This is a genomic window from Enterobacter sp. 22466 (genome assembly GCF_052044775.1).
Classification (GTDB): domain Bacteria; phylum Pseudomonadota; class Gammaproteobacteria; order Enterobacterales; family Enterobacteriaceae; genus Enterobacter; species Enterobacter dissolvens.
This window is the reverse complement of record NZ_JBQENX010000002.1, coordinates 522,621-546,520: the sequence shown is the minus strand read 5'-3', so window position 1 is coordinate 546,520 and position 23,900 is coordinate 522,621. Positions and strand designations below refer to the sequence as shown.

The 23,900-nt window shown below is 55.8% G+C and carries 20 protein-coding genes, 2 tRNA genes and 2 pseudogenes; 12 read left to right on the top strand and 12 right to left on the bottom strand.

Annotation, left to right across the window (positions count from 1 at the left end; translation table 11 throughout):
* Positions 1-5: 5 nt before the first annotated feature.
* Together ACTJJI_RS09155 and traF are read right to left on the bottom strand one after the other, a co-directional pair.
* A complete protein-coding gene (locus tag ACTJJI_RS09155; protein ID WP_440653707.1) occupies positions 6-662 on the bottom strand; it encodes a methyltransferase in 657 nt (218 codons plus the stop codon).
* A gap of 54 nt (positions 663-716) precedes the next feature.
* Positions 717-1,922, bottom strand: coding sequence for a conjugal transfer protein TraF (traF, locus tag ACTJJI_RS09150; RefSeq protein ID WP_083021033.1), 1,206 nt, complete (start codon positions 1,920-1,922; stop codon positions 717-719).
* Positions 1,923-2,200: 278 nt separating this feature from the next.
* On the opposite strand from traF, the gene ACTJJI_RS09145 reads away from it, so the two are divergent.
* The 3 genes from ACTJJI_RS09145 to mtfA all read left to right on the top strand — a co-directional run bounded on the left by ACTJJI_RS09145 (position 2,201) and on the right by mtfA (position 4,300).
* Positions 2,201-2,743, top strand: a complete 543-nt coding sequence (locus ACTJJI_RS09145) for a chorismate mutase (RefSeq protein ID WP_440653705.1) — start codon at positions 2,201-2,203, stop codon at positions 2,741-2,743.
* 74 nt (positions 2,744-2,817) lie between these two features.
* Entirely contained in the window at positions 2,818-3,285 is a 468-nt protein-coding gene (locus tag ACTJJI_RS09140; RefSeq protein ID WP_440653703.1) for a hypothetical protein, read from the top strand.
* A gap of 217 nt (positions 3,286-3,502) precedes the next feature.
* The gene (gene mtfA, locus ACTJJI_RS09135; RefSeq protein ID WP_440653701.1) at positions 3,503-4,300 is read left to right on the top strand and encodes a DgsA anti-repressor MtfA; all 798 of its coding nucleotides are present in this window, start codon (positions 3,503-3,505) and stop codon (positions 4,298-4,300) included.
* Here the strand turns inward: mtfA and ACTJJI_RS09130 are convergent.
* A complete protein-coding gene (locus ACTJJI_RS09130; RefSeq protein WP_353418926.1) occupies positions 4,297-5,508 on the bottom strand; it encodes an MFS transporter in 1,212 nt (403 codons plus the stop codon). The genes mtfA and ACTJJI_RS09130 overlap by 4 nt on opposite strands.
* A 138-nt stretch (positions 5,509-5,646) precedes the next feature.
* On the opposite strand from ACTJJI_RS09130, the gene ACTJJI_RS09125 reads away from it, so the two are divergent.
* The 6 genes from ACTJJI_RS09125 to ACTJJI_RS09100 all read left to right on the top strand — a co-directional run bounded on the left by ACTJJI_RS09125 (position 5,647) and on the right by ACTJJI_RS09100 (position 13,857).
* Complete coding sequence (locus ACTJJI_RS09125) at positions 5,647-7,389, top strand: IucA/IucC family protein (RefSeq protein ID WP_440653699.1); 1,743 nt, start codon at positions 5,647-5,649, stop codon at positions 7,387-7,389.
* Entirely contained in the window at positions 7,389-8,336 is a 948-nt protein-coding gene (locus tag ACTJJI_RS09120; RefSeq protein ID WP_440653697.1) for a GNAT family N-acetyltransferase, read from the top strand. The genes ACTJJI_RS09125 and ACTJJI_RS09120 overlap by 1 nt, the downstream gene beginning before the upstream one ends.
* Positions 8,333-10,075: an aerobactin synthase IucC gene (gene iucC, locus ACTJJI_RS09115; protein WP_440653695.1), complete on the top strand. Its 1,743-nt coding sequence runs from the start codon at positions 8,333-8,335 to the stop codon at positions 10,073-10,075. Before ACTJJI_RS09120 ends, iucC begins: the two co-directional genes overlap by 4 nt.
* Positions 10,072-11,397: a lysine N(6)-hydroxylase/L-ornithine N(5)-oxygenase family protein gene (locus ACTJJI_RS09110; protein ID WP_178328535.1), complete on the top strand. Its 1,326-nt coding sequence runs from the start codon at positions 10,072-10,074 to the stop codon at positions 11,395-11,397. The genes iucC and ACTJJI_RS09110 overlap by 4 nt, the downstream gene beginning before the upstream one ends.
* A gap of 26 nt (positions 11,398-11,423) precedes the next feature.
* Positions 11,424-13,613: a TonB-dependent siderophore receptor gene (locus ACTJJI_RS09105; RefSeq protein ID WP_046888387.1), complete on the top strand. Its 2,190-nt coding sequence runs from the start codon at positions 11,424-11,426 to the stop codon at positions 13,611-13,613.
* Positions 13,614-13,781: 168 nt separating this feature from the next.
* A tRNA-Asn gene (locus ACTJJI_RS09100) sits at positions 13,782-13,857 on the top strand.
* Between the two features lie 149 nt (positions 13,858-14,006).
* Here ACTJJI_RS09100 and ACTJJI_RS09095 read toward each other — a convergent pair.
* Positions 14,007-14,396 carry a RidA family protein gene (locus ACTJJI_RS09095; protein ID WP_014832566.1) on the bottom strand — a complete coding sequence of 130 codons (390 nt, stop codon included), beginning with the start codon at positions 14,394-14,396 and terminating at the stop codon, positions 14,007-14,009.
* 141 nt (positions 14,397-14,537) lie between these two features.
* Between ACTJJI_RS09095 and ACTJJI_RS09090 the strand changes: the two genes are divergently transcribed.
* Positions 14,538-15,470: a LysR substrate-binding domain-containing protein gene (locus ACTJJI_RS09090; RefSeq protein ID WP_440653692.1), complete on the top strand. Its 933-nt coding sequence runs from the start codon at positions 14,538-14,540 to the stop codon at positions 15,468-15,470.
* 95 nt (positions 15,471-15,565) lie between these two features.
* On the opposite strand, the gene ACTJJI_RS09085 is transcribed toward ACTJJI_RS09090, so the two are convergent.
* The 3 genes and pseudogenes from ACTJJI_RS09085 to ACTJJI_RS09075 all read right to left on the bottom strand — a co-directional run.
* Positions 15,566-15,868: an XRE family transcriptional regulator gene (locus ACTJJI_RS09085; RefSeq protein WP_014832568.1), complete on the bottom strand. Its 303-nt coding sequence runs from the start codon at positions 15,866-15,868 to the stop codon at positions 15,566-15,568.
* A complete protein-coding gene (locus tag ACTJJI_RS09080; protein ID WP_014832569.1) occupies positions 15,852-16,226 on the bottom strand; it encodes a type II toxin-antitoxin system RelE/ParE family toxin in 375 nt (124 codons plus the stop codon). The genes ACTJJI_RS09085 and ACTJJI_RS09080 overlap by 17 nt, the downstream gene beginning before the upstream one ends.
* A 185-nt stretch (positions 16,227-16,411) precedes the next feature.
* A pseudogene (locus tag ACTJJI_RS09075) lies at positions 16,412-16,711 on the bottom strand (LysR substrate-binding domain-containing protein); the annotation flags it as partial.
* Here ACTJJI_RS09075 and ACTJJI_RS09070 point away from each other — a divergent pair.
* Positions 16,706-16,936, top strand: a pseudogene (locus ACTJJI_RS09070) (glutathione S-transferase); the annotation flags it as partial. The pseudogenes ACTJJI_RS09075 and ACTJJI_RS09070 sit on opposite strands and share 6 nt — an antisense overlap.
* A gap of 49 nt (positions 16,937-16,985) precedes the next feature.
* On the opposite strand, the gene cbl reads toward ACTJJI_RS09070, so the two are convergent.
* Together cbl and nac are read right to left on the bottom strand one after the other, a co-directional pair.
* A complete protein-coding gene (gene cbl, locus ACTJJI_RS09065) occupies positions 16,986-17,936 on the bottom strand; it encodes an HTH-type transcriptional regulator Cbl (protein ID WP_046888385.1) in 951 nt (316 codons plus the stop codon).
* A 96-nt stretch (positions 17,937-18,032) separates the two neighbouring features.
* A complete protein-coding gene (gene nac / locus ACTJJI_RS09060; protein ID WP_014832573.1) occupies positions 18,033-18,950 on the bottom strand; it encodes a nitrogen assimilation transcriptional regulator NAC in 918 nt (305 codons plus the stop codon).
* Positions 18,951-19,270: 320 nt separating this feature from the next.
* Between nac and ACTJJI_RS09055 the strand changes: the two genes are divergently transcribed.
* Positions 19,271-19,346 (top strand) — tRNA-Asn (locus tag ACTJJI_RS09055).
* A 94-nt stretch (positions 19,347-19,440) separates the two neighbouring features.
* Here the strand turns inward: ACTJJI_RS09055 and ldtA are convergent.
* The 3 genes from ldtA to ACTJJI_RS09040 are packed head-to-tail and all read right to left on the bottom strand — an operon-like array spanning position 19,441 to position 23,561.
* Positions 19,441-20,337, bottom strand: a complete 897-nt coding sequence (gene ldtA / locus ACTJJI_RS09050) for a L,D-transpeptidase (RefSeq protein WP_063424884.1) — start codon at positions 20,335-20,337, stop codon at positions 19,441-19,443.
* Between the two features lie 51 nt (positions 20,338-20,388).
* Entirely contained in the window at positions 20,389-23,082 is a 2,694-nt protein-coding gene (locus tag ACTJJI_RS09045) for a cation-transporting P-type ATPase (protein ID WP_153907633.1), read from the bottom strand.
* A gap of 47 nt (positions 23,083-23,129) precedes the next feature.
* The gene (locus ACTJJI_RS09040; protein WP_063412203.1) at positions 23,130-23,561 is read right to left on the bottom strand and encodes a universal stress protein; all 432 of its coding nucleotides are present in this window, start codon (positions 23,559-23,561) and stop codon (positions 23,130-23,132) included.
* Positions 23,562-23,900 lie beyond the last annotated feature (339 nt).

Genomic DNA, 23,900 nt, shown 5'->3' with positions numbered 1-23,900 from the left:
CTGGCTCATTTTTTGCGTTCGGCTTTAAAGAGCGCAACCTTCCCTTCAACGGTAATCTCCACATGATGAAAATAGCGGGAGAGAAGAGAGGCTAACCCCTCTGCGCTGTCGGTTCGGTTAGAAAAGATGCCTTTTTTATTATAAATGTCCATCAGTTTTCGCCCGAACATATTGTGACCCGCATCGTCACCCAGAATAGTCGCGCCAAATAAACGCCCTTCTTTTGTTAATGCAGCACTGGCATGGGCAATCACCTCAGCTTTATCGTGCATTTCGCCGGGCAGGCAATGGAGCAGATAAAACATCGACACGGAGTCAAATTGCTCTCGCAAATGCGGTGGATAAGGATTGAATACGTCATGCAATATGGACTCTTTTACTCTTCCTCTGCCCACACGTGCATTCGCCGCCTCCAGACTTGAGATATTCAAATCCATAAGCGAGATAGTGCAGAAACCTGGCGTAAACGTCAGATAATATCCGGTGCCGACTCCCACATCGAGGTGGTTATTTTTCATGTTATTTCTGAAATGAGGAATCAGATGTCGCTCGGTAGCGCATTTCCAGGCATAGCGATTGGAAACGCGAAGTACCCACCAGTCATAGAGCTTCAGGGAAAGTGGGTTATAGGCTTTTATTCCGTCACGTGTTTTTGTACTCATAAGCTCTCCTGCGCGAGCGGTGCAGTAAAAAGGCCACATTATGTGGCCTTTTATTTAGAAGAAGAAAGTAAATTGCGCGACACCGCCTATCGTGCGGTCACGACCGGCAATAGCGGTTAAGTCAAACTGCATGGCGTCACCGGCTGAAAGCCCCACCCCGCCCGTGACGACGCGGCGGTCGTTACCACGCATATCAAGGCGATAACCCGCCCGCAACTGGATCCAGTCTGCCGTGCGCCATTCAGCACCAAACGCCGCGTACTGATTTTTGTCGACATACTGGAAATGGCTGACCGGCGTCAGATCAATATCGGCACCTAACGTCACTGGCCCCGTTTGCCAGGCGGTACCGGCGGTAACCTGCGGACGAATAACAAAAGCAGGCTGATAGCCGTTCACCTCACGGGTTTTCACGCGGTTTTCAAACAGGTTTTGCGCCGACAGCGCCACCATCCAGCCCGGTGTCGGTGAGGCAAAGAAACCGGCGTCGATATTGGCACTCATGGTTTGATGTTGCCAGTTACCATCGCGCAGATCGGAGGAGTCATAGTTGTTAATGGCGACGTTGTAATTCCACGTTTCGATACGCTGGATCTTCGGCGTGATCCCCACGCCCATCGACATATCGCCCACGGTAAACGGATGTGCAATCGACACGCCGTATTCCGTCACCAGTGCGGCCATGCCTTCGGCGCGAGAGGTTAATTTATCCAGATCGTCTTTCACGGGAATAATTGACCCGTTGGCAACCCCTTCCAGATAGTCCAGATCGCTCTGGCTCACTAACGCGCGCGCATTGCCTTTGCCCCAGGTGTTTATGGATAACGCGATGGGAAGTGAATCATCAGGCACAGCAAGCACCATCGCCAGCCCGACATTTGCGTAGGCATTTTCCCCGGAGAGGCCAGACACAATATCGCCCAGCTTGCCTGCGGCTTCAGCTTCTGTACCGGTGCCCAGGGCGCTTTCCAGCGTATCCCAGGCTGATTTGACGTCATCAAAACCATCGATCAGGTTTGCCGAATCGCTGACTTGCACACCGATGGAGGGGGCAATCAGGCTGATAGTGTCCTGTGAGCGTGAGGTTGCAAGTAGTGCCGGGTTCACTAACGGTGCCGCACCAAAATGTGCTGACGCCACGCCGGTGCCCCCCATTGCAGTGCTGCGCGCATCAAAGCCGTTATAAGACGCCGAAGCAAAAGGGGTTGCAACGCTAAAACCTGCCAGTAACAGGCTGCGCAAAATAATATTTTTTTTCATTTTATTCCCAGAGTAATATTGAGCGGTGTGTCAGGGTGCTCATTGCGTGTGATATAAATTGCTCTTTATCATGCTAGCAAAAAGTTCATTCTGTTTATTTGGCGATAACCTCAAAGACATTTCCGCTATTGATGACTTTATTCATCAGGATTTTTTATTTCCCGCCCCATTCCCTGAAATGCTTACAATTATCATCGTTTATTAACGTTATAAACGATTGCCTGTAATAAACAGACTGCGATAATAGTTCCTCAACTTATCTTTGCGGGAGAATAACCGTGCGCTATTTCGCCGTTGTGGTTTCATCAATTTTAATGTGTGGTTCATCGCTGGCCGCCTCCGTGAACGCCGCAACCCTTCCTGAGCTGGCAGAGGCATTAAACACGCGATTCGAGGTGATGAAGGATGTGGCAGGTTATAAGGCGGCGAACCATCTTCCCATTGAGGATCTCCCTCGGGAAAAAAATGTTCTCCTGAAAGCACTGGACGCTGCCCGTGACGTCATGCTGGATCCGCAGAGTATTGATGCGTTTATCCAGACACAGATGGCTGTCAGTAAAAATATCCAGTATCGCTATCTTGATCGCTGGCGTTTGCAGCCTGAAAAAGCCTGGCAACCCCGTCCCCTGGCAGAAGTGAGAGCACAAATTCTTGAACTGGATAGCGCCATTCTGAACCTGATTAGCCGTCAAATCATGACCGGTGGCGGATTTGGTGAAGAGCAGGACCGCACGCTGTCCGGGTTGCTGAGCGATAAGCAGATTTCAGCGCTGGAGAAAGCGCAGTTGATTGACGCGCTCGGGAAGATTAAGCGGCGATAAATATCAGCGATCGTTCTACACTGTAAGGTCTTGATGGAATGATAATGAACGCATCTTTTTAACAGGAGCAACACGTGACTCTGAACAAAACATCAGGCCTGGCTGTCTTCCCGGCCCTTATGATGACCCTCATGCTGTCAGCCTGTAGCACGTCTAAGCCCGCTCCTGCGTCAAAAAGCACGCCACTTCCCTATCAGGTGACGCTCTCTGCAACACCGGATGACCGTATGCAATGTGAAAATTGTGGCAACAGTGGCAAAAAGGTCCTGATCAAAGACGGAGAGAAACTCAGCCAGTACACGATGATGGTGGACAGCCCCTACTTTGTCTTCCTGTGCAATAACTCCACCGACGCCTGCCGCACCGGTTCGTGGATTGCGATTAACAAAAACCTGGTCAGACCGTATGCACAGACGCTATCGCTTGGTGGTCAGACGCTAATCACCGATCTCCGACCGGCAAATGATGCGCATCACACCTGGCTACAGGTAATTTATGCCAATGGAGAGCAGAACGTTTTCACTTTCGACAACAATAAATAACCGCAGAACAACCGACTTTTCTCGCCTGGTTTTCTCAATGGGATTCTTGTCACTGAAAGGAAACGGGATAAGTGTTTGAATAATGGCAGAGAGGCTGGCCTCTCCTGCCATTCCGACATCTCTACGTTTTGTAGTTGCCTTCATGCCGGGTTCTTTGGCATGTTAACCTAACCTGACCTTTCCATTTTGTTCACGTGACGAGTTTGCGAGCACAGCGATGATTAAGTGGCCCTGGAAATCAAATGACGCTGGTCAACATGTGGCGCTGCCGTGGGATGACGCGCTGGCGATCCCCGTGCTGGCCAACCTCCAGCCGGATGAACAGTCAAAGCTGATTCAACTGGCGGATCGCTTTTTGCAGCAAAAGCGGCTGGTTCCGCTGCAGGGGTTTGAGCTGGATGCACATAAAAGTGCACGTATCGCCCTGCTGTTCTGCCTGCCGGTGCTCGAACTGGGTATCGAATGGCTGGATGGTTTCCACGAAGTGCTGATCTACCCGGCGCCGTTTATCGTTGACGACGAATGGGAAGATGATATCGGGCTGGTGCATAACCAGCGCGTGGTGCAGTCCGGGCAAAGCTGGCAGCAAGGGCCGATCATCCTCAACTGGCTGGATATTCAGGACTCGTTCGACGCGTCCGGGTTTAACCTGATTGTTCACGAAGTGGCGCATAAACTGGATACCCGCAACGGCGATCGCGCCAGCGGTGTGCCGCTGATCCCGCTGCGTGAAGTCGCCGGTTGGGAGCACGACCTGCATGCGGCGATGGAAAATATCCAGGATGAAATTGACCTTGTCGGGGAAAGCGCGGCCAGCATTGATGCCTATGCGGCAACCGATCCGGCCGAGTGTTTTGCGGTGCTGTCAGAGTATTTCTTCAGCGCCCCGGAGCTGTTCGCCCCGCGTTTCCCGGCCCTGTGGCAACGTTTTTGTCATTTTTATCAGCAGGATCCCTTGCAGCGTTTGCGGCAAAGTGAGGAGTCCGGCAACCACGCCTCCCGCCAGGTCCACTAAGGCCTTCCGACAGGGGGACGCTCAACCGACCGTACCCCTAAGCTCAGGGCTAAAAACAGCAGCGCCATCGCCCAGGCGGCCACGATTAAAAACGTTTCACCGAACATGCGCGTCACCAGCGGCACCAGCAACGCGCTGAGGCCGTAGCCCAGGGTATGGCTGGTGGCGATCACCCCCGCCCCTTTGCCTGTCGTTAATCTGTCGTTCAGCAGGAGCTGATATCCGGGCGTTGCCATCGCCGCCCCCAGCGAGGTGATGACGATCCCCACATAGAACAGCGCCACATCCGCGAGACACATCACCCCAAGCCCGACCACCATCAACACCGCGGCCAGGCAAAGTAACGTCATCGGGCGAAAGTGCTGCGGACGCACCACCAGAAACTGGGCAGCGAGCGTTGCCAGCGCGGCCAGGCTCAGCAGCAGCGCAACGTGATGACTGATTTGTGCCGCATTGCCGTCCAGCAATGGGCTCAGATGGGGTGACAGACCAAGCTGCATCAGGCTCACCAGTGCGGCAAGCAGCAGCGCCAGCATGAGATACGGCACCATTGATGCCTGCAGCCGCGTCGCCTGCTGCGCCACCGGCGGTAAAGGCGGATCGGCCACTTCACGCAGCACCATCAGCAGGGCGATCAAGGGCGCTATCGCCATCAGCCACAGCGGTGCCACCGGATTAACGCTGAGCATCAGTGCAGCCAGCGGCGGCCCCAGCAGACGCCCGCAGCTGAGGCCCGAGCTTATCGTCGCCAGCGCGGCCATTCTTTTCTCCAGACCCGCACGCTGAATGGCCCATGTCTGGGCTGCCGGCACCAGACCGGAGACCGTCAGGCCGTAAAGGGTGCGCGAGAGGATAAGCCCTGCCAGCCCCCAGGCGGCATTGAGCATCCCGTTCGCCATTGCCCAGACCACCAGCGCCATGACGAAGAAACTTGCCAGATAGCCGCTCAGCGAGGCCAGCATCACGCTTTTACAGCCGTGCCGCTCGCTCTGGCGTCCCCACCAGGGCGAAGCCGGTAAAAAGAGCATTGAACCGAACATCAACAGCCCCGCCCAAACGGAGAGCGATAGCCCGGTCATCGTGACCAGTTGCGGCAGCATGACCAGCAAACCGTTTTGCCCGATCCCCAGTAAACCGGCACACAACGCCAGGGGCCAGTTCGCTTTCGGGGTGAGATTGTCGGTCAGGGTGTCGGAAAGTGAGCGCATAGAATTGTGAACATAGTGTCAATAAATGTGTGGAAATCATGAAGTTTATGCAAACAAATATTGCAAAAATAGTTGCGACTGTAAACAGAATGAATATCATAACGAGAATTATTATCAGTCATGGAATGAGGTACATCTATGCGTACTCTGCCCCGCTCTGCCGGTACAGACGTTGCGGCCCAGTGTTTTTTAAACGCCCTGTTGCGCGAAACGAAGGACTGGCGCTATCTCCCCGCTACCGCTGCGGATGAGCTATCGCAGATCCATATCCCGCTCTCGCAAACCCAGGCCATCCGGGTTTCAGTACACTATTTCTCCCCAACCCAGCATCATCAGTACCGCTTCCCGGCAACGCTCATCCAGACCGACAGCGACCGTAGTGACGCCGTCACTTTCCCTCAACTGGTTGATTTAATTCTTGAAAAACCCTCTGTAAAAGGCTCGCTGGATGCCGATACGCTGGCGCGCTTTAAGCAGCGCGCCCTCGAAAGCCATGCCCATACCTGGCAGGCAATCGACTTGCGTCACAACTGGGCAAACCTGCGCGACACACCGCTGACGTTCGCCGAGGCGGAACAGGCGCTGCTGGTCGGCCACGCATTCCATCCGGCCCCGAAGTCACACGAGCCGTTTAACGAAGCCGAAGCCCGCCGCTATTTGCCCGATTTTGCCTCCCGTTTCCCGCTGCGCTGGTTTGCTGTTGAGAGCGAACTGATCGCCGGCGAGAGCCTGAACGTCTCCCTGCGTGAACGTCTGCTGCGCTTCGCAGCCCAGAGCGCCCCTGAACTGCTCGGTCATTTCACCGACACCCGCTGGCTGCTGCCGATGCATCCGTGGCAGGCGGAGCACCTGCTCGGTCAGGACTGGTGCCAGCGACTGGTGGCGAAGGGAGCGCTGCAGGATCTGGGCGAAGCGGGCGCGCAGTGGCTACCCACCAGCTCCTCCCGCTCGCTGTACAGCGAAACCAACAGCGACATGATTAAGTTTTCCCTGAGCGTGCGCCTGACCAACTCGGTGCGCACGCTGTCGGTGAAAGAGGTTAAGCGCGGGATGCGTCTGGCGCGTCTGGCGAAGACGGCGCGCTGGCAGGAACTCCAGGCGCGCTACCCGACCATGCGCGTGATGCAGGAAGACGGCTGGGCCGGTCTGCGCGACGAAAGCGGCGCCATTCAGGAAGAGAGCCTGATGGCCCTGCGCGTGAACCTGCTGTTTGATACGCCGGATACGCAAACCAACGTGCTGGTGAGCCTGACGCAGGCCGCGCCGGACGGCGGTGACAGCCTGCTGGCGGCTGCGGTCCGCCGTCTCAGCCAGCGTCTGGATCTCCCCCTCGCCCAGGCCGCGCGCTGCTGGCTGGAGGCCTATTGTGACCGCGTTCTCCTTCCGCTGTTCAGCGCCGAAGCCGATTACGGTCTGGTCCTGCTGGCACATCAGCAAAACATTCTCGTGGAGATGCAGCAGGACTTCCCGGTCGGGCTTATCTACCGTGACTGCCAGGGCAGCGCCTGGACCGAAGGGGCCGACGCGTGGCTGAAAGAGGCAGGTGAAAGCGAGGTGGAAAACCGCTTCGGCGAGAGCCAGCTGCTGCGCTACTTCCCGTATTACCTGCTGCTGAACTCCACCCTTGCCGTCACCGCCGCCCTCGCCGCCGCAGGTTTCGACAGCGAAGAGAGCCTGATGTCACGGGTGCGTGACGCGCTGGCCGACCTGCGCCAGACCGCGAAGCAGACCCGCTGTCTCGACTATGTGCTCGACAGCCCGACGTGGAACTGCAAAGGCAACTTTTTCTGCTACCTGCACGATCGCAACGAAAACACGATTGCCGATCCGGCAGTGATCTATTTCGACTTTAGCAACCCGTTTTACAAGGAGAAGGCGTGATGGCTAACGCGAATATCGTCCATTCCGGCTATGGCTTTCGTTGCACCGTAACGGACAGGTCCCTGCCGCTGACCTTAGGCCTCGACGGCAGCGCGGTGCTGGAGCGCCTGCGCGATATCCCGGACGGCTGGCTGGTCGAGGCGCTGGATCAGCTGTTTGTCGCCGCACCGGCGCTGACCGGCATCACGCTGCCGTGGGCCACCTGGCAGGATGAACCGCAGGCGCAGACGTTATTCGCGCTTACCAGCGGCGATTATCTGGCCCGTGAGACCTTCTGGCAGCTGCCGCTGTGGCTGCAGGGGGAGCGTCCGCAGGCCAGCGGTGGCATGCAGTTCGATGAGAGCCGTCAGCTTTACTTCCCGCTGCGCCCTCACCGTCCGCAAGGGGAAGTTTATCGCCGTTACGATGCACAAATTAAACGCACCCTGAGCTTCCGCGTGGCCGACGTGGCGCTGGACGGTGAGCGTTTTACCCAGTGGATGAACAACCCGCGCGTTAATGCGTTCTGGGAGATGGCCGGTCCACAGGAAGAGCAGGAAAACTACCTGCGCCGTCAGCTCGACTCGACGTACTGCTATCCGGTTATCGGCTGCTTTGACGATCGGCCGTTCGGCTATTTTGAGCTCTACTGGGCCGCAGAAGACCGTATCGGACGCCACTATCGCTGGCAGCCGTTTGACCGTGGGCTGCATATGCTGGTTGGCGAAGAGAACTGGCGCGGCGCGCAGTATATCCGTAGCTGGCTGCGCGGTCTGAGCCACTATCTGTGGCTGGATGAACCGCGCACGACGCGCATTGTCGCCGAGCCGCGTTTCGACAACCAGCGCCTGTTCCGCCATCTGGCTTCCGCTGGTTTCGAGACTGTCAAAGAGTTCGACTTCCCGCATAAACGTTCTCGCCTCATCATGAGCGAGCGTCACCGCTTCTTCAGCGAGGTGGGACTGTGAACGCACTCTGGCAAAAAGTGAACCGCGAGATGGTGGCGAAGATCCTCGCCGAGCTGGAATACGAACGCACCCTGAGCGCCGAACCGCTGGCCGCTGATCGCTGGCAAATCGCCATGGGCAGCGAAACATGGCAGTTTCGCGCCACACGCGGCATCTGGGGCTGGTTACATATCGATCCCGCCAGTCTGACCACCACCAGCGGAGCTGCCGTGGAAGCGGAAAGCACGTTTCTGCAGCTGGCGACGGTGCTGGAGATGAGCGACGCGCAAACGGCAGAGCATCTGGAAGATCTTTACGCCACGCTGCGGGGCGATATGCAACTGCTGCAGGCGCGAGAGACGCTTGATGCCGACGCGCTCATTCATCTCGACCCGGACGAACTCCAGTGTCTGATGAGCGGCCATCCTAAATTCATTTTTAACAAAGGACGCCGCGGCTGGGGGCTGGATGCGCTGCGCCAGTACGCGCCGGAATACCGTGGCCGTTTTCGCCTGCACTGGGTTGCCGTGCAGCGCGAGCATCTGGTCTGGAGCAGCGATGTCGATTGCGATATCAACTCCCTGCTGGCCAGCACCATGGACAGTGCCGAGCGCGCGCGCTTTGATGCCCGCTGGCAGGCGCTTAACCTTAACGACAGCTGGCTGCCGGTACCGCTGCACCCGTGGCAGTGGCAGCAAAAAATTGCCGTCCATTTCCTGGCGCAGCTCGCGCGCGGTGAGATGGTGGAGCTGGGGGAATTTGGCGATGAGTATCTGGCCCAACAGTCCCTGCGCACGCTGACCAACGCCAGCCGCCGCGCGCCGTATGACATCAAGCTGCCGCTGACCATCTACAACACCTCCTGCTATCGCGGCATTCCGGGCAAGTACATTGCCGCCGGTCCGCTGGCTTCGCGTTGGTTACAGCAGCAGTTTGCCAGCGACGCCACTCTCACCCGCTCTGGCGCGCAGGTGCTTGGTGAACCCGCCGCCGGATATCTGGCGCATACCGGTTACGCCGCATTACCGAAAGCGCCCTATCGCTATCAGGAGATGCTGGGCGTGATCTGGCGCGAAAACCCGTCCTGCTATCTGCAGGACGGCGAGCAGGCGGTACTGATGGCGGCGCTGATGGAGACCGACAACGCCGGACGCCCGCTGATTGACGCGTGGATTGCGCATTCGGGATTAACCGCCGAAGCCTGGCTGGAAAAACTGTTCGATGCCACGGTGATCCCGTTCTATCACCTGCTCTGCCGCTACGGCGTGGCGCTCATCGCCCACGGCCAGAACGTGACGCTGGTGATGAAAGACTACGTACCGCAGCGCATTCTGCTGAAGGATTTCCAGGGTGATATGCGGCTGGTGGATGAAGATTTCCCGCAGGCGGAAAGCCTGTCGCAACAGGTGAAAGCCGTTACGGCGCGTCTGAGCGCGGAGTACATCATTCATGACCTGCAAACCGGCAACTTCGTGACGGTGCTGCGTTTTATCTCGCGTCTCACGCAGCAAAGCGGCGTCAGCGAAACCCGCTTCTACCAGATCCTGGCGCAGGTTTTGCGCCGTTATATGGCCGCGCATCCGGATCTTGCAGAACGTTTCGCGAAATTCGACCTGTTTAAGCCGCAGATTATTCGCGTGATCCTCAACCCGGTCAAACTCACCTTCTCCGAACACGACGGTGGCAGCCGCATGCTGCCGAACTACGTCTGCGATCTCGATAACCCCCTTTTTCTGGTCTCCCAGGAGTCAGCGCAATGAAAACGTATGATTTCATCGGCATTGGTATTGGCCCGTTTAACCTCAGCATCGCAGCCCTTGCAGAGGGGCTGGACGGATTTAGCTCACTGTTCCTTGAACGCAAGCCACATTTCTCCTGGCACCCGGGGATGATGGTCCCGGACTGCCACATGCAAACCAGCTTCCTGAAGGATCTGGTCAGCGCCGTGGAGCCGACCAACCGTCACAGCTTTCTCAACTACCTGGTGCAGCGTAAAAAGTTCTACCGTTTTCTGACCACCGAGCAGCGCACCGTCTCCCGCGAAGAGTTTGCTGATTACCTGAGCTGGGCGGCGGAAAACCTCACCAACCTCGCCTTCAGCCAGCAGGTGCAGCAGGTGAGTTTTGATGAGAAAAAGGGCCTGTTTGAGGTGGTGACCCAGCGCGATCGCTTCCTGGCGCGCCACGTCTGCGTGGGGATTGGCAAACAGATCAACCTCCCCGACTGCGTGACCGCGCAGGATGACAGCTGCTTCCACGCCAGCGAGATGATGCTGCGCACGCCAGATTTGGCGGGCAAACGGGTGACCGTCGTTGGCGGCGGCCAGAGCGGTGCCGATCTGTTTTTGAATATCTTCCGCGGGGAGTGGGGTCAGCCGCTGAGCCTGAATTGGGTGTCGCGCCGCAACAACTACAACGCCCTGGATGAGGCCGCGTTTGCCAACGAGTATTTCACGCCGGAGTACGTGGACAGCTTCTCCACGCTTGGTGAAGAGGCCCGTCGTCAGATGCTGCACGAGCAGAAGATGACCTCTGACGGTATCACCACCGAGTCCCTGCTGGCGATTTACCGCGCCATGTACCACCGCTTCGAAGTGCTGCGAGAAAAACCCTGGGCGCACCTGATGCCGTCCCGCTCGGTGACCGCCCTCACGCGACTGCCAAACGGGCAGCGCCTGACGCTACAGCATCACCTCGACGGCGGCCGCGAACAGCTGGAGAGCGACGTGGTGATCTTTGCCACTGGCTACCGCGCCGCGCCGCCTGCGTTTCTGGCCCCGCTCTCCCATCGTCTGCACCTGGATGCCGATGAAGCTTTTCACATCAACAACGATTTCACCCTTGAATGGGACGGCCCGCAGAGCAACCGCCTGTTTGCCGTGAATGCCGGGATGCACCGTCTCGGCATTGCCGAACCCCAGCTTAGCCTGATGGCCTGGCGCGCCGCGCGAATTCTCAATCGCGCGCACGACGACGAGCCGTTTGAGCTGGCCACCACCCCCGGCGTGATCCACTGGCGTAGCACCACCAGCGTGGATAACAGCCAGGTTTTTAAACCATTAGCACAGACCACCGAGTACTGACACACACAATCAGGATCAACATAACAATGAAACGTTCTCATCTTTGGGTTTTAAATCCGTGCTTGCTTGCCATGCTTTCGACCTCTGCGTGGGCAGAAGAACAAAAGGAAGAAAATATCGTTGTCTCCGCCAGCCGCGCACACCGCAGCGTGGCGGAGATGGCGCAGACCACCTGGGTTATTGAGCGTGCGGAAATTGAGCAGCAGGTTCAGGGCGGGAAAGAGATTAAAGACGTGCTGGCGCAGCTGATCCCGGGCATGGACGTCAGCAGCCAGGGGCGCACCAACTACGGTATGAACCTGCGCGGCCGTTCAATGATGGTGATGGTGGACGGTGTGCGTCTGAACTCCTCCCGTAGCGACAGCCGTCAGCTTGACTCTATCGATCCGTTCAACATCGACCGTATCGAAGTGATTTCCGGCGCCACCTCGCTGTACGGCGGCGGCAGTACCGGCGGCCTGGTGAACATCGTCACCAAAAAAGGTCAGCCGGAGACGGAAGTCGAATTCCAGACCGGGGCAAAAAGCGGGTTTAACAGCCACAACGACCACGATGAGAACGTGTCGGCGGCGGTCAGCGGCGGTAATGATAACGCGTCTGGTCGCCTGTCCGTTTCTTATCAGCGTTACGGCGGCTGGTATGACGGCAACGGCGACGAGGTGATCATCGATAACACCCAGACCGGCTTACAGTATTCGGACCGTATTGATGTGATGGGCACCGGCACCATCAACATTGACGATCACCAGCAGCTGCAGTTAACCACCCAGTACTACAAGAGCGAATCCGATGGCAAGCATGGCCTGTACCTCGGGAAGAACTTCTCGGCAGTAACGGGTGATGCCACTGCGTATAACAAAAACAACCTGGATTCTGACCGTATTCCCGGTACCGAGCGCCATCTGATTAACCTGCAGTACTCCAATACCGATTTCTGGGGACAGGATCTGGTCGCGCAGATCTACTACCGTGACGAGAGTCTGACCTACTACCCGTTCCCGACCCTGAGCAAAGGGACGGTCACCAGCATCGGTGCCTCTCAGCAGAAAACCGATTTTTACGGCGGTAAGCTGACACTGAACAGCAAGCCGGTGGATGATTTAACCCTGACCTGGGGCGTGGATGCCGACCATGAAACCTTCGATGCCAACCAGCAGTTCTTCGACCTGAGTAAAGCGGCGGCGAGCGGCGGCATGAAGCTGGACAATGCGTACAATGTGGGACGTTATCCGGGTTACAGCATTACCAACCTCGCCCCGTTCCTGCAGGCGAGCTATGACATTGACGCCATCACCCTGAGCGGCGGCGTGCGTTATCAGTACACCGAAAACAAGGTGGATGACTTTGTTGGTTACGCCCAGCAGCAGGCTATCGCCACCGGTAAGGCTACCTCCGCAGACGCGGTACCGGGCGGGAAGACCAATTACAACAACTTCCTGTTTAACGCCGGGATCCTTGGCCGCCTGACCGAACAGCAGCAGTTGTGGTTTAACTTCTCCCAGGGCTTCGAAATCCCGGACCTGGCGAAGTACTACGGCTCCGGCACCTATCAGCTGGTTGACGGGCACTATCGCCTGCTGAACAGCGTGAACGTTAACGACTCGACGCTGGACGGCATTAAGGTTAACGCTTACGAGCTGGGCTGGCGCTACACCGGCGATAACCTGCGCACGCAGGTTGCGGCGTACTACTCGCTCTCGGATAAAACCATCACCATCAACAAAACCGATATGACCATCAACCTGGAAGATGACAAACGTCGTATCTACGGGGTGGAAGGTCAGGTGGACTATTTCTTCACCGACAGCGACTGGAGCACCGGCGCGAACTTTAACGCCATTAAGTCTGAAACCCGTGAAAACGGTAAATGGGAGAAGCTGACGGTAGACAGCGCCAGCCCGTCGAAAGCCAGCGCCTGGGTCAACTGGGCACCGGGCGACTGGACCCTGCGCGTGCAGAGTACCCAGACCTTTGACGTCTCTGATGCCGACGGTAAGAAGATCGATGGCTATAACACGGTCGACTTCCTGGGCAGCTACGCCCTGCCGGTGGGTAAAGTGAGCTTCAGCGTGGAAAACGTACTGGACAAAGACTACACCACCGCCTGGGGACAGCGCGCACCAGGGCTGTATAGCCCAACGTATGGCGCTCCGGGTCTGTATACCTATAAAGGCCGTGGCCGTACGTTTGGTCTGAACTACTCCGTCCTGTTCTAATCAACCGCGCCGCCTGCCCGCAGGCGGCGCATCCTGCTGTGTAATTTCACCGCAAATTTGCTATAAAATCAGCGATTTGCTGAAATTGTCGGCAAACAATCAAAAAGGGTGTTTTCACCCTTTGACAAGGCGTACCGAGGTCGCTACTATGCGCCTCGTTCACACGATTCCTCTGTAGTTCAGTCGGTAGAACGGCGGACTGTTAATCCGTATGTCACTGGTTCGAGTCCAGTCAGAGGAGCCAAATTTGAAAAGCCTGCTTTTAAAGCAGGCTTTTTGCTTTTGTGCGTTCGGAAAAACTGCCGGGTGGCGGCTTCGCCTTACCCGTCCTACGGGACTGTAGGCCCGGTAAGCGCTGTCTTATCTTTCGACTGGCGCAAAGACCCCTGACGCTCACGGCAGCCTGGCTATCACCTTAATCTCAAACTGGAATCCGTACAGCCACGTTACACCGATCCCGGTCAGCGTTGGGTAAGGTGCCTCCCCCCAATACTCTGGCAGGATACTCCAGATAGCATCGAGGTTTGACTCGGGATCGACGACATAAAGGGTAACGTCAACCACGTCATCGAACGTACAGCCCGCAGCCGCGAGGACAGCATGAAGATTGTCGAATGCCAGCCTGACCTGCGCTTTCAGATCGGGCTCAGGCGAACCATCCTCCCGGCTACCAACCTGCCCCGAAACAAACAGGAAGCCGTTAGATTTGATGGCAGGTGAATAGCGATTGCGCTCATAGAGCGCCTGGCGTCCAGAGGGAAAAACGGCTTCGCGTGTTGTCATATTTACACCTTTGCAATGGGGCGAAATCTGCCCAATGAACTTAAAGACACATTACAGGTGCTGGCCCGAACGGATAAACAAGCGACTTTGTTCATCATTGTTTGTAATATCCAAACAATCGGTGAAAAGAGAGGATAAGGAATGGATCGTTTCGATGCGATGCGTGCCTTTGCTCGCGTGGTAGAGGCAGGTAGCTTCACGAAGGCTGCACAAACGCTTCATATGAGCAAAACCACGGTGACGCAGCTTATTCAGCAACTGGAAGCGCGCCTGCGCGTCAGATTGCTCCATCGCACCACCCGCAAGCTCAGCGTCACTCCTGACGGCGCAGTCTACTACGAGCGTGTCATCCGCCTGTTGGCAGACATGGAAGATGCTGAGAACAGCCTGTCCAGTGCGGCAATGACGCCCAGGGGACGGCTACGTGTGGACGTGCCCAGTCCGCTGGCCCGCCTCATCCTGGTGCCGGCGCTACCGGCGTTCCACGCACGCTACCCTGACATTCAGTTCGACATGGGCGTGAGCGACCGGGTGGTGGACCTGATTGGCGACAACGTGGATTGCGTGCTGCGCGGCGGTGCAATCCATGACCAGTCCCTGATTGCTCGCCATGTCGGTGATTTGCAAATCGGCGTCTACGCCGCTCCCGGTTATGTGGAACGCCTTGGTACCCCTGCGCATCCGCGAGAGCTGGAAAACACCGACCATCGCATCGTGGGATTCTTGTCCTCACGCACCGGTAAGATTGATCCTCTGGTACTGCGCAGTGAGAGTGAACGTATTGAAATCACGGGCAGCTATGTACTTGCCGTGGATGATGGCAATGCTTACCTCGAAGCCGGGTTAGCCGGGTTAGGCGTGATTGCGCTGCCAGTCTATATGGCGGCAGCGCATCTGGCTCGTGGTGCCTTGATTCCGCTATTTGAACACTGGCGTCTTGCTCCAATGCCCCTGTACCTGGCATTTCCGCCGAACCGCCATGTCAACGCCAGACTGCGCGTATTTATTGATTGGATCGTTGAATTGATGCAGCAGCATGTCCCCAACGTCAACCGAAAGGGAATTCTGATTTAGCTCGTATATTCGCTAGTTACTGGCTAAGGCGCTCCCGGTCAGAGGAACTAAATTTGAAAAGCCTGCTTTTGAAGCAGGCTTTTTGCTTTTGCGCCCTACAGCACAAACTCATAATGCGAACCATCCGGTAACTCAACGTCAAGTGTAAGCTTTCCACCCGCAGCCTCAACGTAGCGCTTGAGTGAAGAGAGTTTAAGATCGCGCCCGGGCTTTTCCATGACCGCGACGGTAGGCTGTCGGATACCCAGCGCCTGCGCCATTTCAACCTGCGTTTTTTGCACCTTTTCACGTAGCTCTGCCAGATGGATGTTAAGCAAAATGTCGGCAGCCATTGCCTGAGCGCTGGCAACAACATCCGATTTTTCATCCGCTATAAGCTGCTCAAGGTTTCTGCCCATCGCGTAACGTCCTCTCTTTTAATGTATTCAACCAGTGAGTGAATTCCCGGTCGGCCACCAGAAGCATCTCATCGTAAAAGCGTCTTTCGTTGCCGACCTTATTGCCGGCACAGAGCACAATGCCGGTACGGTTTGGGTCAAACGCGAAAAATGCCCGCAACGGATCGCCCTTACTCTGAATGCGCAACTCTTTCATGTTGCTGTGACGAGAGCCTCTAAGCGTATCGGCATAGGGCCTCGACAAAGCAGGCCCCTTTTCTCGCAAAACAAGCAGTGCTGCCAGCACGCTGGCCCGATCAGTATCGTCAAGTGAACGAAACCAGCAATCGAACCTGTCCGTCGTGTTAATTGTCCACACACTCCCTCCATAAAATATAGATCACAAACTATATAGCCGTAAAGCTATAGCAGCGATTATCCTGAGAGAATGCGCATTATTCTTGTGTTGTTACGCGAAAGCTGAAGACGCGCAGGAGTATTTCGGTGAATCACCCGTCAGGTGCTCACCGCATTGCGAGCAGTATCGTAAAAAAGAGTTCAGGACTATGTTAACTGCCGCCAGGCCGCCACTTCCTCATCCAGCCATTCGACGAAATGGGGCACCTCTGGCTTTGCCTCTGTTAACGTCGATGTCACTAGCCAGTAAGGCCAGGGGTATGGCGCGGTGATGGAGGTTAACTGAACCAACTCGCCTCGGGTGATGGCATCCTGAACCAGAGACCGGCGCTCCAGCGCGATACCTTTCCCGAGCCGGACCGACTCAAGGATGATATTGGAGTCGTTAATACATACACCAACAGGCACGATCTCTTTCTCAAGCCCCGCATTCACGCACCACGTCTTAAGACGCTGGGCTTTATCCTCGTCGCCGCTGAGAAAGCCGTGCAAAATGTGTATGAACACCACCAGCGCCCGCTGGAGAAACAGCACGCTTCATGGATCGAACGCATTACAATCCAGCTTCTGGCGGCCTGCAGGGAATGGAATACCTTGCTGGAGAAGCGCCCGACCACCACTGTTCCCGATCAGGTTGCCGTCACCAGTACGGTGGTCTGGACGTTTATTCAATAGATGATCCCACACGTTGTCAGCGCAGCGCTACCGGGCAAGCCAGCAGCTATATTTGATAATCAATCGCCACTTCTTCTGGCTCCATCACCTGGCGTTTGATTTCGTCAACGGACAGCCCGGCGTTGCAGAGTTCGATAAAGCGCCACACATAGTTGCGCTGGAGCTGTCCACGCTTGAGGCCGAGCCATACGGTATTCGCATCAAACAGATGACGCGTATCCAGGCGCACCAGGTTCCCGACTTCGCGCTCGCCGCCGGACTGTTCCGCCACCAGGCCAATTCCCAGCCCCAGCTCGACGTAGGTTTTGATCACATCGGAATCCTGCGCGCTGAGCACCACATCTGGCGTTAAGCCTTTGCGGTTGAAAGCCTCATCGATACGCGATCGCCCGGTAATGCCCTGGCGGTAGGTAATCAGCGGCCATTTTGCAATCTCTTCCAGCGTCAGGGGAGAGGCCTGATTCAGGGGGTGATCGACAGGGAGGAGTAAACTGTGGTGCCAGCGGAACCAGGGGAAAGCCACCAGCAGCGGGTCGTTGCTCAGGCGCTCACTGGCGATACCGATATCTGCCCCACCGTTTTGCAGCAGAACTTCAATTTCCTGTGGCGTGCCCTGAATAAGCTCCAGACGCACCTCCGGGAAGAGTTCGCGGAAGGCTTTAATCACTGGCGGCAGGCTGTAGCGGGCCTGGGTGTGGGTGGTGGCGATGGTGAGCACGCCGGAGGCGTCATTGGTAAAGAGATCCGCCAGGCGGCGGACATTGCTGGCCTCGTTGAGGATCCGCTCAGCGATGGTCAGCAATGCTTTACCTGGCTCCGTCATGCCAAGCAGACGCTTGCCGCGACGGATAAAAATCTCAATGCCAAGCTCCTCTTCCAGCTCGCGAATATGGCGGCTGACGCCCGACTGGGAGGTATATAGCATATTGGCGACTTCGGTCAGGTTGTAGTCCCGCCTGGCCGCCTCACGGATAATTTTAAGTTGCTGGAAATTCACGGTTCACTCCGGCGCATCTGACATAGCTCTATTGTTAGAGTCAGCTGAGCTGCAGAACAAATAATAAAAACCAGCATCTTATGCTTTTATGGAATATTAACTCACGAGCTGCAGTTCTCGATTCTCCAGCGATGGCTTACTGACCAGCGACATCAAAATTTCTTTCACCGCCTGCGCCTGTGGCGACAGCGAGCCGCGGGCGGACATGTTCAGCGACAGCGGCAGGCTCATCGAAGGCGTGGTGATGCGTGCCATCCAGCCATTTGCTGCGCTGCAGAGCGAGCGCGCGGCGGATTCCGGCAGCACCGTGACGCCCATCCCGCTGGCAATCGCCGCGGTCAGCGTGGAGATGGAGTCAATTTCACCGATGATTTTTGCCGTCAGGCGGCGCAGGGAAAACGCTTCATCCACCCGCACCCGCACCGCGCTGTAATCACGCGGGAGGAAGAGATTCATCTCGGCAACGGCGGTGAGATCAACGCTCTGCCCCGGACAGTCGCGGGTACCCACGAGATACAGATCTTCTTTCAGCAGCGGCTGGCTGGTGATCCCGGCAACCGGAGAACGATCGTAAAGTACCGCCATATCCAGCTGGCCATTGAGCAGTTTGTCATTCAGGACAGAGCCGCTGTTCTCGTGCAGATAAACCAGCACTTCCGGCAGTTCCGCGCGCACTGCCTGCAGCAGTGGCATCGTGATTGAGGACGCTGCGGTCCCCGGCGCCAGCCCGATGGAAACGTGTCCGCTCAGCGTCTGGCCAACATTATGCACCGCCAGCTGCGCCTGTTCGCACTGGCGAAGAATGGTGCGCGCGTGGGTATACAGGATCTTGCCTGCTTCCGTTGGGGTCACGCCACGTTTGGTACGGATCAACAGCTGCTGATCCATTTCGCCTTCCAGAGTAGCCACCTGCTGGCTCAGCGCAGGCTGCGCGATATGCAGCACTTCCGCCGCTTGAGTCAGGCTGCCGATATCGACGATTTTTACGAAGTATTTCAGTCGTCTTAAGTTCATTTTGCCCCCTGTTCGAAATGCTGTGCCGGTACTGGCTGTTGTTGTTGAACAGGTTTTGCAATATGAATGCCAGTTTTACCAGCAGGTCAGATTTGTTCGCTAAGCGCCTGAAAATAAGGAAACCTAATCATAGACGCTGGTTTTATTACTGAAACAGCGGTTTATGATCTGCCCCATAAGAGGTATATCCGCACCACAACGGTGCATTACGTTGGCAAAATCGCCACTTTGCTGAAATTGTCAGCAAACAGATGCAAAGCGTGGTTTCACCCTTTGACAAGGCGTACGCAGGTCGCTACTATGCGCCCCGTTCACACGATTCCTCTGTAGTTCAGTCGGTAGAACGGCGGACTGTTAATCCGTATGTCACTGGTTCGAGTCCAGTCAGAGGAGCCAAATTTGAAAAGCCTGCTTTAAAAGCAGGCTTTTTGCTTTTGTACAGATGATAAAAACTGCCCGGTGGCGCTACGCTTACCCGGCAAAAGTAGCGTCACATGCCAAGCTTAACCGGCATCCCCGATCGCCGCTCCAGTTCGGCTCCGGCCCCCTCGTTGATTAGCTGCGCCCGCAACGCGGGAGTCATCGGCAGCGGCACCTTATTGGTTGATTCAAATTCGGCACGGTTACGCGAGAGCGGCTCGTGCACTTCCACCCAGCGGCTGCCGTCCGGCTCCGTTGTCACTTTTACGGGCTGATCGATAAGCTGCACGCGCGTGCCTGTCGGCACATTGTCGAAAAGGTATTTGATATCGTGATTACGCAGGCGAATGCAGCCCTGACTGACGCGCAGACCGATGCCGAAATTCGAGTTGGTACCGTGAATGGCATAAAGCCTGCCAATATAGATCGCGTACAACCCCATCGGGTTATCCGGCCCGGCGGGTACGAATGCGGGCAGCGTTTTCCCCTCTTTCGCATATTCACGCCGGGTGTTTGGCGTGGGCGACCAGGTTGGCCCTTCCTGCTTGCGCTCGACGGCTGTCACCCAGTTGCGTGGCGTTTCGCGCCCGGCCTGGCCAATACCGATGGGAAACACTTCAACGGTATTGCTGCCTGGCGGGTAATAGTAAAGGCGCATTTCCGCCACGTTCACCACGATGCCTTTGCGCACCGTATCGGGAAGAATGAGCTGCTGAGGTACCACCAGTCGGGTCCCGGATTGCGGTAAAAATGGGTCAACACCCGGGTTCGCCTCCAGCATGTTACTCAGCCCCTGCCCGTGCTGCGCGGCAAACGCTTCGAGCGGCAAGGTGTTCCCCTGTGGAACGGTAACAGTTATGGGTTCCCCCACCAGACGGCCACCATCAGAGGGTAATGGATAGGTTACGGCAAACGCCTCCGGAACAACGGCGCAAAGCGTAAGAACGAACGAGGCGAATCGAATCATAATGTCCTGTGTTCAAGCCTGCCGTCAGGCAGGCTGTTTGAGTTAATGCGATTACGCCACCGTTTTACGCCACCTGCGCGTTAGCGGTTTTTCCACTTCGACAATCAGGAACATCGCAAAGCCAATCAGGAACGTGATGACCCAGTAGCGGAACGGCAGTGCTTCGGTACCGAACAGCGTCTGCATGAAAGGCGCGTAGATAATAAGCAACTGTAGCACCAGTAATACACCGCTCACCACCCAAATACCTTTATTTGCCAGTAAGCCTTTGCTCAGGGAAAAACCGTCCGACACGCGGCAGTTAAGCATATAGAACCACTGCGCCGTCACCAGCATTTGCAGCAACACTGTACGGATAAACTCCGGTGAATAACCACGCGGCTGTAACCAGGCTTCCAGCACAAAGGCACTGATGGCAATCATCAGGCCAACGAAGACCACTCGCCAGATGGCAAAGCCGTCCATCACATGCAAATTTGGTTTACGCGGCGGACGGTTCATAATGTCCTTTTCACCAGCCTCAAACGCCAGCCCAAAGGAGAGCGTTGCCGATGTCGCCATGTTCATCCACAGGATAAGCACGGGCGTTAATGGGATCAGATTCCCTGCCAACAGAGCGATGATGATGAGCAATGCCTGGGCGATGTTGCTGGGAATAATGAACAGAATGGTCTTTTTCAGATTATCGTAAACGCGACGCCCTTCGTTTACGGCCCTGGCAATGGTGGCAAAGTTGTCATCCGTGAGCACCATGTCAGCGGCCTCCTTGGTGACTTCCGTGCCCTTAATCCCCATCGCAATACCCACATCCGCGCGCTTGAGCGCAGGGGCATCGTTCACGCCGTCTCCGGTCATCCCCACCACCTCCTGCTTGCTTTGCAGGGCTTGTACCAGACGGTATTTATCTTCCGGGCTGGTTCGGGCAAAGATATCGTATTGTTGAGCCGCCTCGCTCAGCTGCCGGTCATCCATAGCCTCAAGCTCACGACCCGTAATGGCGCTTGCCGCATTACCTATACCCAGCATTTGGCCAATGCTCATCGCCGTTTGCGGGTGATCCCCGGTGATCATCTTCACGCGAATACCGGCCTGCAGGCAGTCGGCAATGGCGGTTATCGCCTCGGGACGCGGTGGATCCATCATACCGGCAATTCCGAGCAGAATGACGCCCTCCTGCAAGTCTGAGTGATCCAGTTCGCGTTGCCCGCTGACGGCAGGCTTCCAGGCAGCGGCCACCATACGCAACCCCTCCCGGGCATACTCTTCAATTTTGCCTTCCCAGTAAGACTGATCAAAAGGCTGCAACCCGGTGTTGGTCTGCTGGAACTGGCACAGGCGGAAAAGGACGTCCGGCGCACCGGTGATGAGGATCACCTCCTCATCGCCCAGGCGATAGAGCGTAGACATGTATTTATATTGCGAATCAAAGGGGATTTTACTGCGCATTTCGGTGTTAAGCGGCGGGAGCGGGATTTTCGCCGCCAGCACCTTCAGCGCGCCCTCTGTCGGTCCACCTGTGATTTTCCACAGTCCCTGCTCGTCTTTGATCAATTGACTGTCATTGCAGAGGTCAATGGTACGCAGATAGCGTTCCAGCAGGGAGCCCTGCGTAACGCTGACGGGTGTTGGGTCGTCAACGGGATGAATATTACCCACCGGCTCGTAACTGTCCCCCTCCACGCGATAGGTGGTGTCAGCGGTAATCAATGCTTTGACCGTCATTTCATTCATGGTCAGGGTACCGGTTTTATCCGAGCAGATAACCGTCATCGCGCCCAGCGTTTCCACCGTCGGCAGCTTACGAATAATGGCCTTGCGACGCGCCATAGCCTGTACGCCAAGCGAGAGAATGATGGAAATGATGGCCGGCAGGCCTTCCGGTACCGCCGCAACAGCAAGGCTGATAAGCGACAGCACCAACTCGGAAACCGCCATATCACGGAAAAGCAAACTAAAGACAAAAAGCGCCACCATCATCACCAGGATGGTGATGAAGATGGTCTTTCCGAGCTTATCCATTTGTACCATCAGCGGCGTACGATGCTTTTCAATGTCGGACATCATCTGATTAATATGGCCAAGCTCTGTCTCGCCACCGGTCGCCACGACTACCCCTTTGCCACCGCCGGAACTGACGGTGGTGCCTGAATAGAGCAAGTTATACCGGTCACCTAAAGGGAGTTCTCCGGTTAACGCATCGCTGTTTTTCTCAACTACGGTGGATTCACCGGTCAGGATGGCCTCCTCCACGCGAAGGTTATGCGCTTCGATCACGCGCAGATCCGCGGGGATACGATCCCCGGCGCGGATCACCACAATGTCGCCCGGCACCAGCGCTGTAGTAGGGATCGTTTCATGATTGCCCTGACGCACCACCACGGCTTCGCTGGAGAGCATATTGCGAATACTTTGCAGCGATTTTTCAGCATTGCTCTCCTGAATATGGCCAATCAACGCGTTAATAACAGCCACGCCGAGGATCACAAACATATCGACCCAATGCCCCATAATGAGCTTGAGTAACGCTGCTACCAGCAGCACGTAAATCAGTACATCGTTAAAATGGGCCAGGAAATTCAGCCACGCGGGTTTACCCTTTTTCTGCGGTAACGCATTCTCACCATACTGCTGGAGTCGGGCGGATGCCTCAGTGCTGCTCAGTCCCTCCGCAGTGGAGTCGACATTAGCCAGGGTGTCGTCAACAGTTTGTTGATAATACGGACGATCAGATTTTCCTGTTTTCATCGTTCCTTCCTCAGGTTCTTTTCAGAAATCACCTTGCTTTCATGCTATTAACGAATAACGAAAACAGGAACATGTGCATAACGAACAATACTTGCCGCCTCTGACCCTAACAAATGGGTTTGAATATTGGGGTTGCGGGAGCCGACAATAATTGCCCCAGCGGCAAGTTCATCTGCCAGCTTAATAACTTCATCACGTACATTCCCACTCCGAACATGAAGATGAACATGTTCCTCAGGCAGATTCAGTTTTTTGACCAGGGCAGACAGCTTTTCTTTCGAATTATTAACCATATATTCATCCATTTTGCGCGCATCTGAAATAAAACCACGCGTCAGTTCGGCTGAAAATTTGGGCATGACGTGCAGCAAATGAATGTCACCCGATGCGCTTTGCGCCAGAAAATGAGCGTGCTCTAGCGCTTTGTCTGCCAGACTTGTCTCGTAGACATCCACCGGAACCAGAATGTTTTTATACATATCGTGCATCCTTTTTGTAACTAATATGATTATGGCTGGAGCAAAAAAAAGCATTAAATGCAGGGACTTGCTCTTAATGCCCGTTACAGGGAAAAGAGATGAATGATATTAAACGTAGCACAGGAATATCAGGATTAACGTCCCCCCACTGATAATGGTTATTTAACATTTATCTTTTCTCCAACTATGCTCATTGAAAGACGCTGCTTACGGCTCATGGAGGAATGAATGTACGGTTTAAGCCTTTTTCGTCTAGGTTTGTTTATCGCGCTTGCCATTATTGCCAGCACGGCAATTGGCCTATTTACCTATATGGTCGTCACTGTTCTGGCAGAATAG

Excerpts from the sequence above, each read along its gene's own strand:
- ACTJJI_RS09110 (WP_178328535.1), top strand. The coding sequence starts at position 10,072 with ATGAAAACGTATGATTTCATCGGCATTGGTATTGGCCCGTTTAACCTC.
- ACTJJI_RS09040 (WP_063412203.1), bottom strand. The coding sequence starts at position 23,561 with ATGTATAAAAACATTCTGGTTCCGGTGGATGTCTACGAGACAAGTCTG.
- ACTJJI_RS09045 (WP_153907633.1), bottom strand. The coding sequence starts at position 23,082 with ATGAAAACAGGAAAATCTGATCGTCCGTATTATCAACAAACTGTTGAC.
- ACTJJI_RS09095 (WP_014832566.1), bottom strand. The coding sequence starts at position 14,396 with ATGACAACACGCGAAGCCGTTTTTCCCTCTGGACGCCAGGCGCTCTAT.
- ACTJJI_RS09120 (WP_440653697.1), top strand. The coding sequence starts at position 7,389 with ATGGCTAACGCGAATATCGTCCATTCCGGCTATGGCTTTCGTTGCACC.
- ldtA (WP_063424884.1), bottom strand. The coding sequence starts at position 20,337 with ATGATTCGATTCGCCTCGTTCGTTCTTACGCTTTGCGCCGTTGTTCCG.
- traF (WP_083021033.1), bottom strand. The coding sequence starts at position 1,922 with ATGAAAAAAAATATTATTTTGCGCAGCCTGTTACTGGCAGGTTTTAGC.
- ACTJJI_RS09105 (WP_046888387.1), top strand. The coding sequence starts at position 11,424 with ATGAAACGTTCTCATCTTTGGGTTTTAAATCCGTGCTTGCTTGCCATG.
- ACTJJI_RS09130 (WP_353418926.1), bottom strand. The coding sequence starts at position 5,508 with ATGCGCTCACTTTCCGACACCCTGACCGACAATCTCACCCCGAAAGCG.
- nac (WP_014832573.1), bottom strand. The coding sequence starts at position 18,950 with ATGAACTTAAGACGACTGAAATACTTCGTAAAAATCGTCGATATCGGC.
- ACTJJI_RS09090 (WP_440653692.1), top strand. The coding sequence starts at position 14,538 with ATGGATCGTTTCGATGCGATGCGTGCCTTTGCTCGCGTGGTAGAGGCA.
- ACTJJI_RS09085 (WP_014832568.1), bottom strand. The coding sequence starts at position 15,868 with ATGGGCAGAAACCTTGAGCAGCTTATAGCGGATGAAAAATCGGATGTT.
- ACTJJI_RS09125 (WP_440653699.1), top strand. The coding sequence starts at position 5,647 with ATGCGTACTCTGCCCCGCTCTGCCGGTACAGACGTTGCGGCCCAGTGT.
- ACTJJI_RS09155 (WP_440653707.1), bottom strand. The coding sequence starts at position 662 with ATGAGTACAAAAACACGTGACGGAATAAAAGCCTATAACCCACTTTCC.
- mtfA (WP_440653701.1), top strand. The coding sequence starts at position 3,503 with ATGATTAAGTGGCCCTGGAAATCAAATGACGCTGGTCAACATGTGGCG.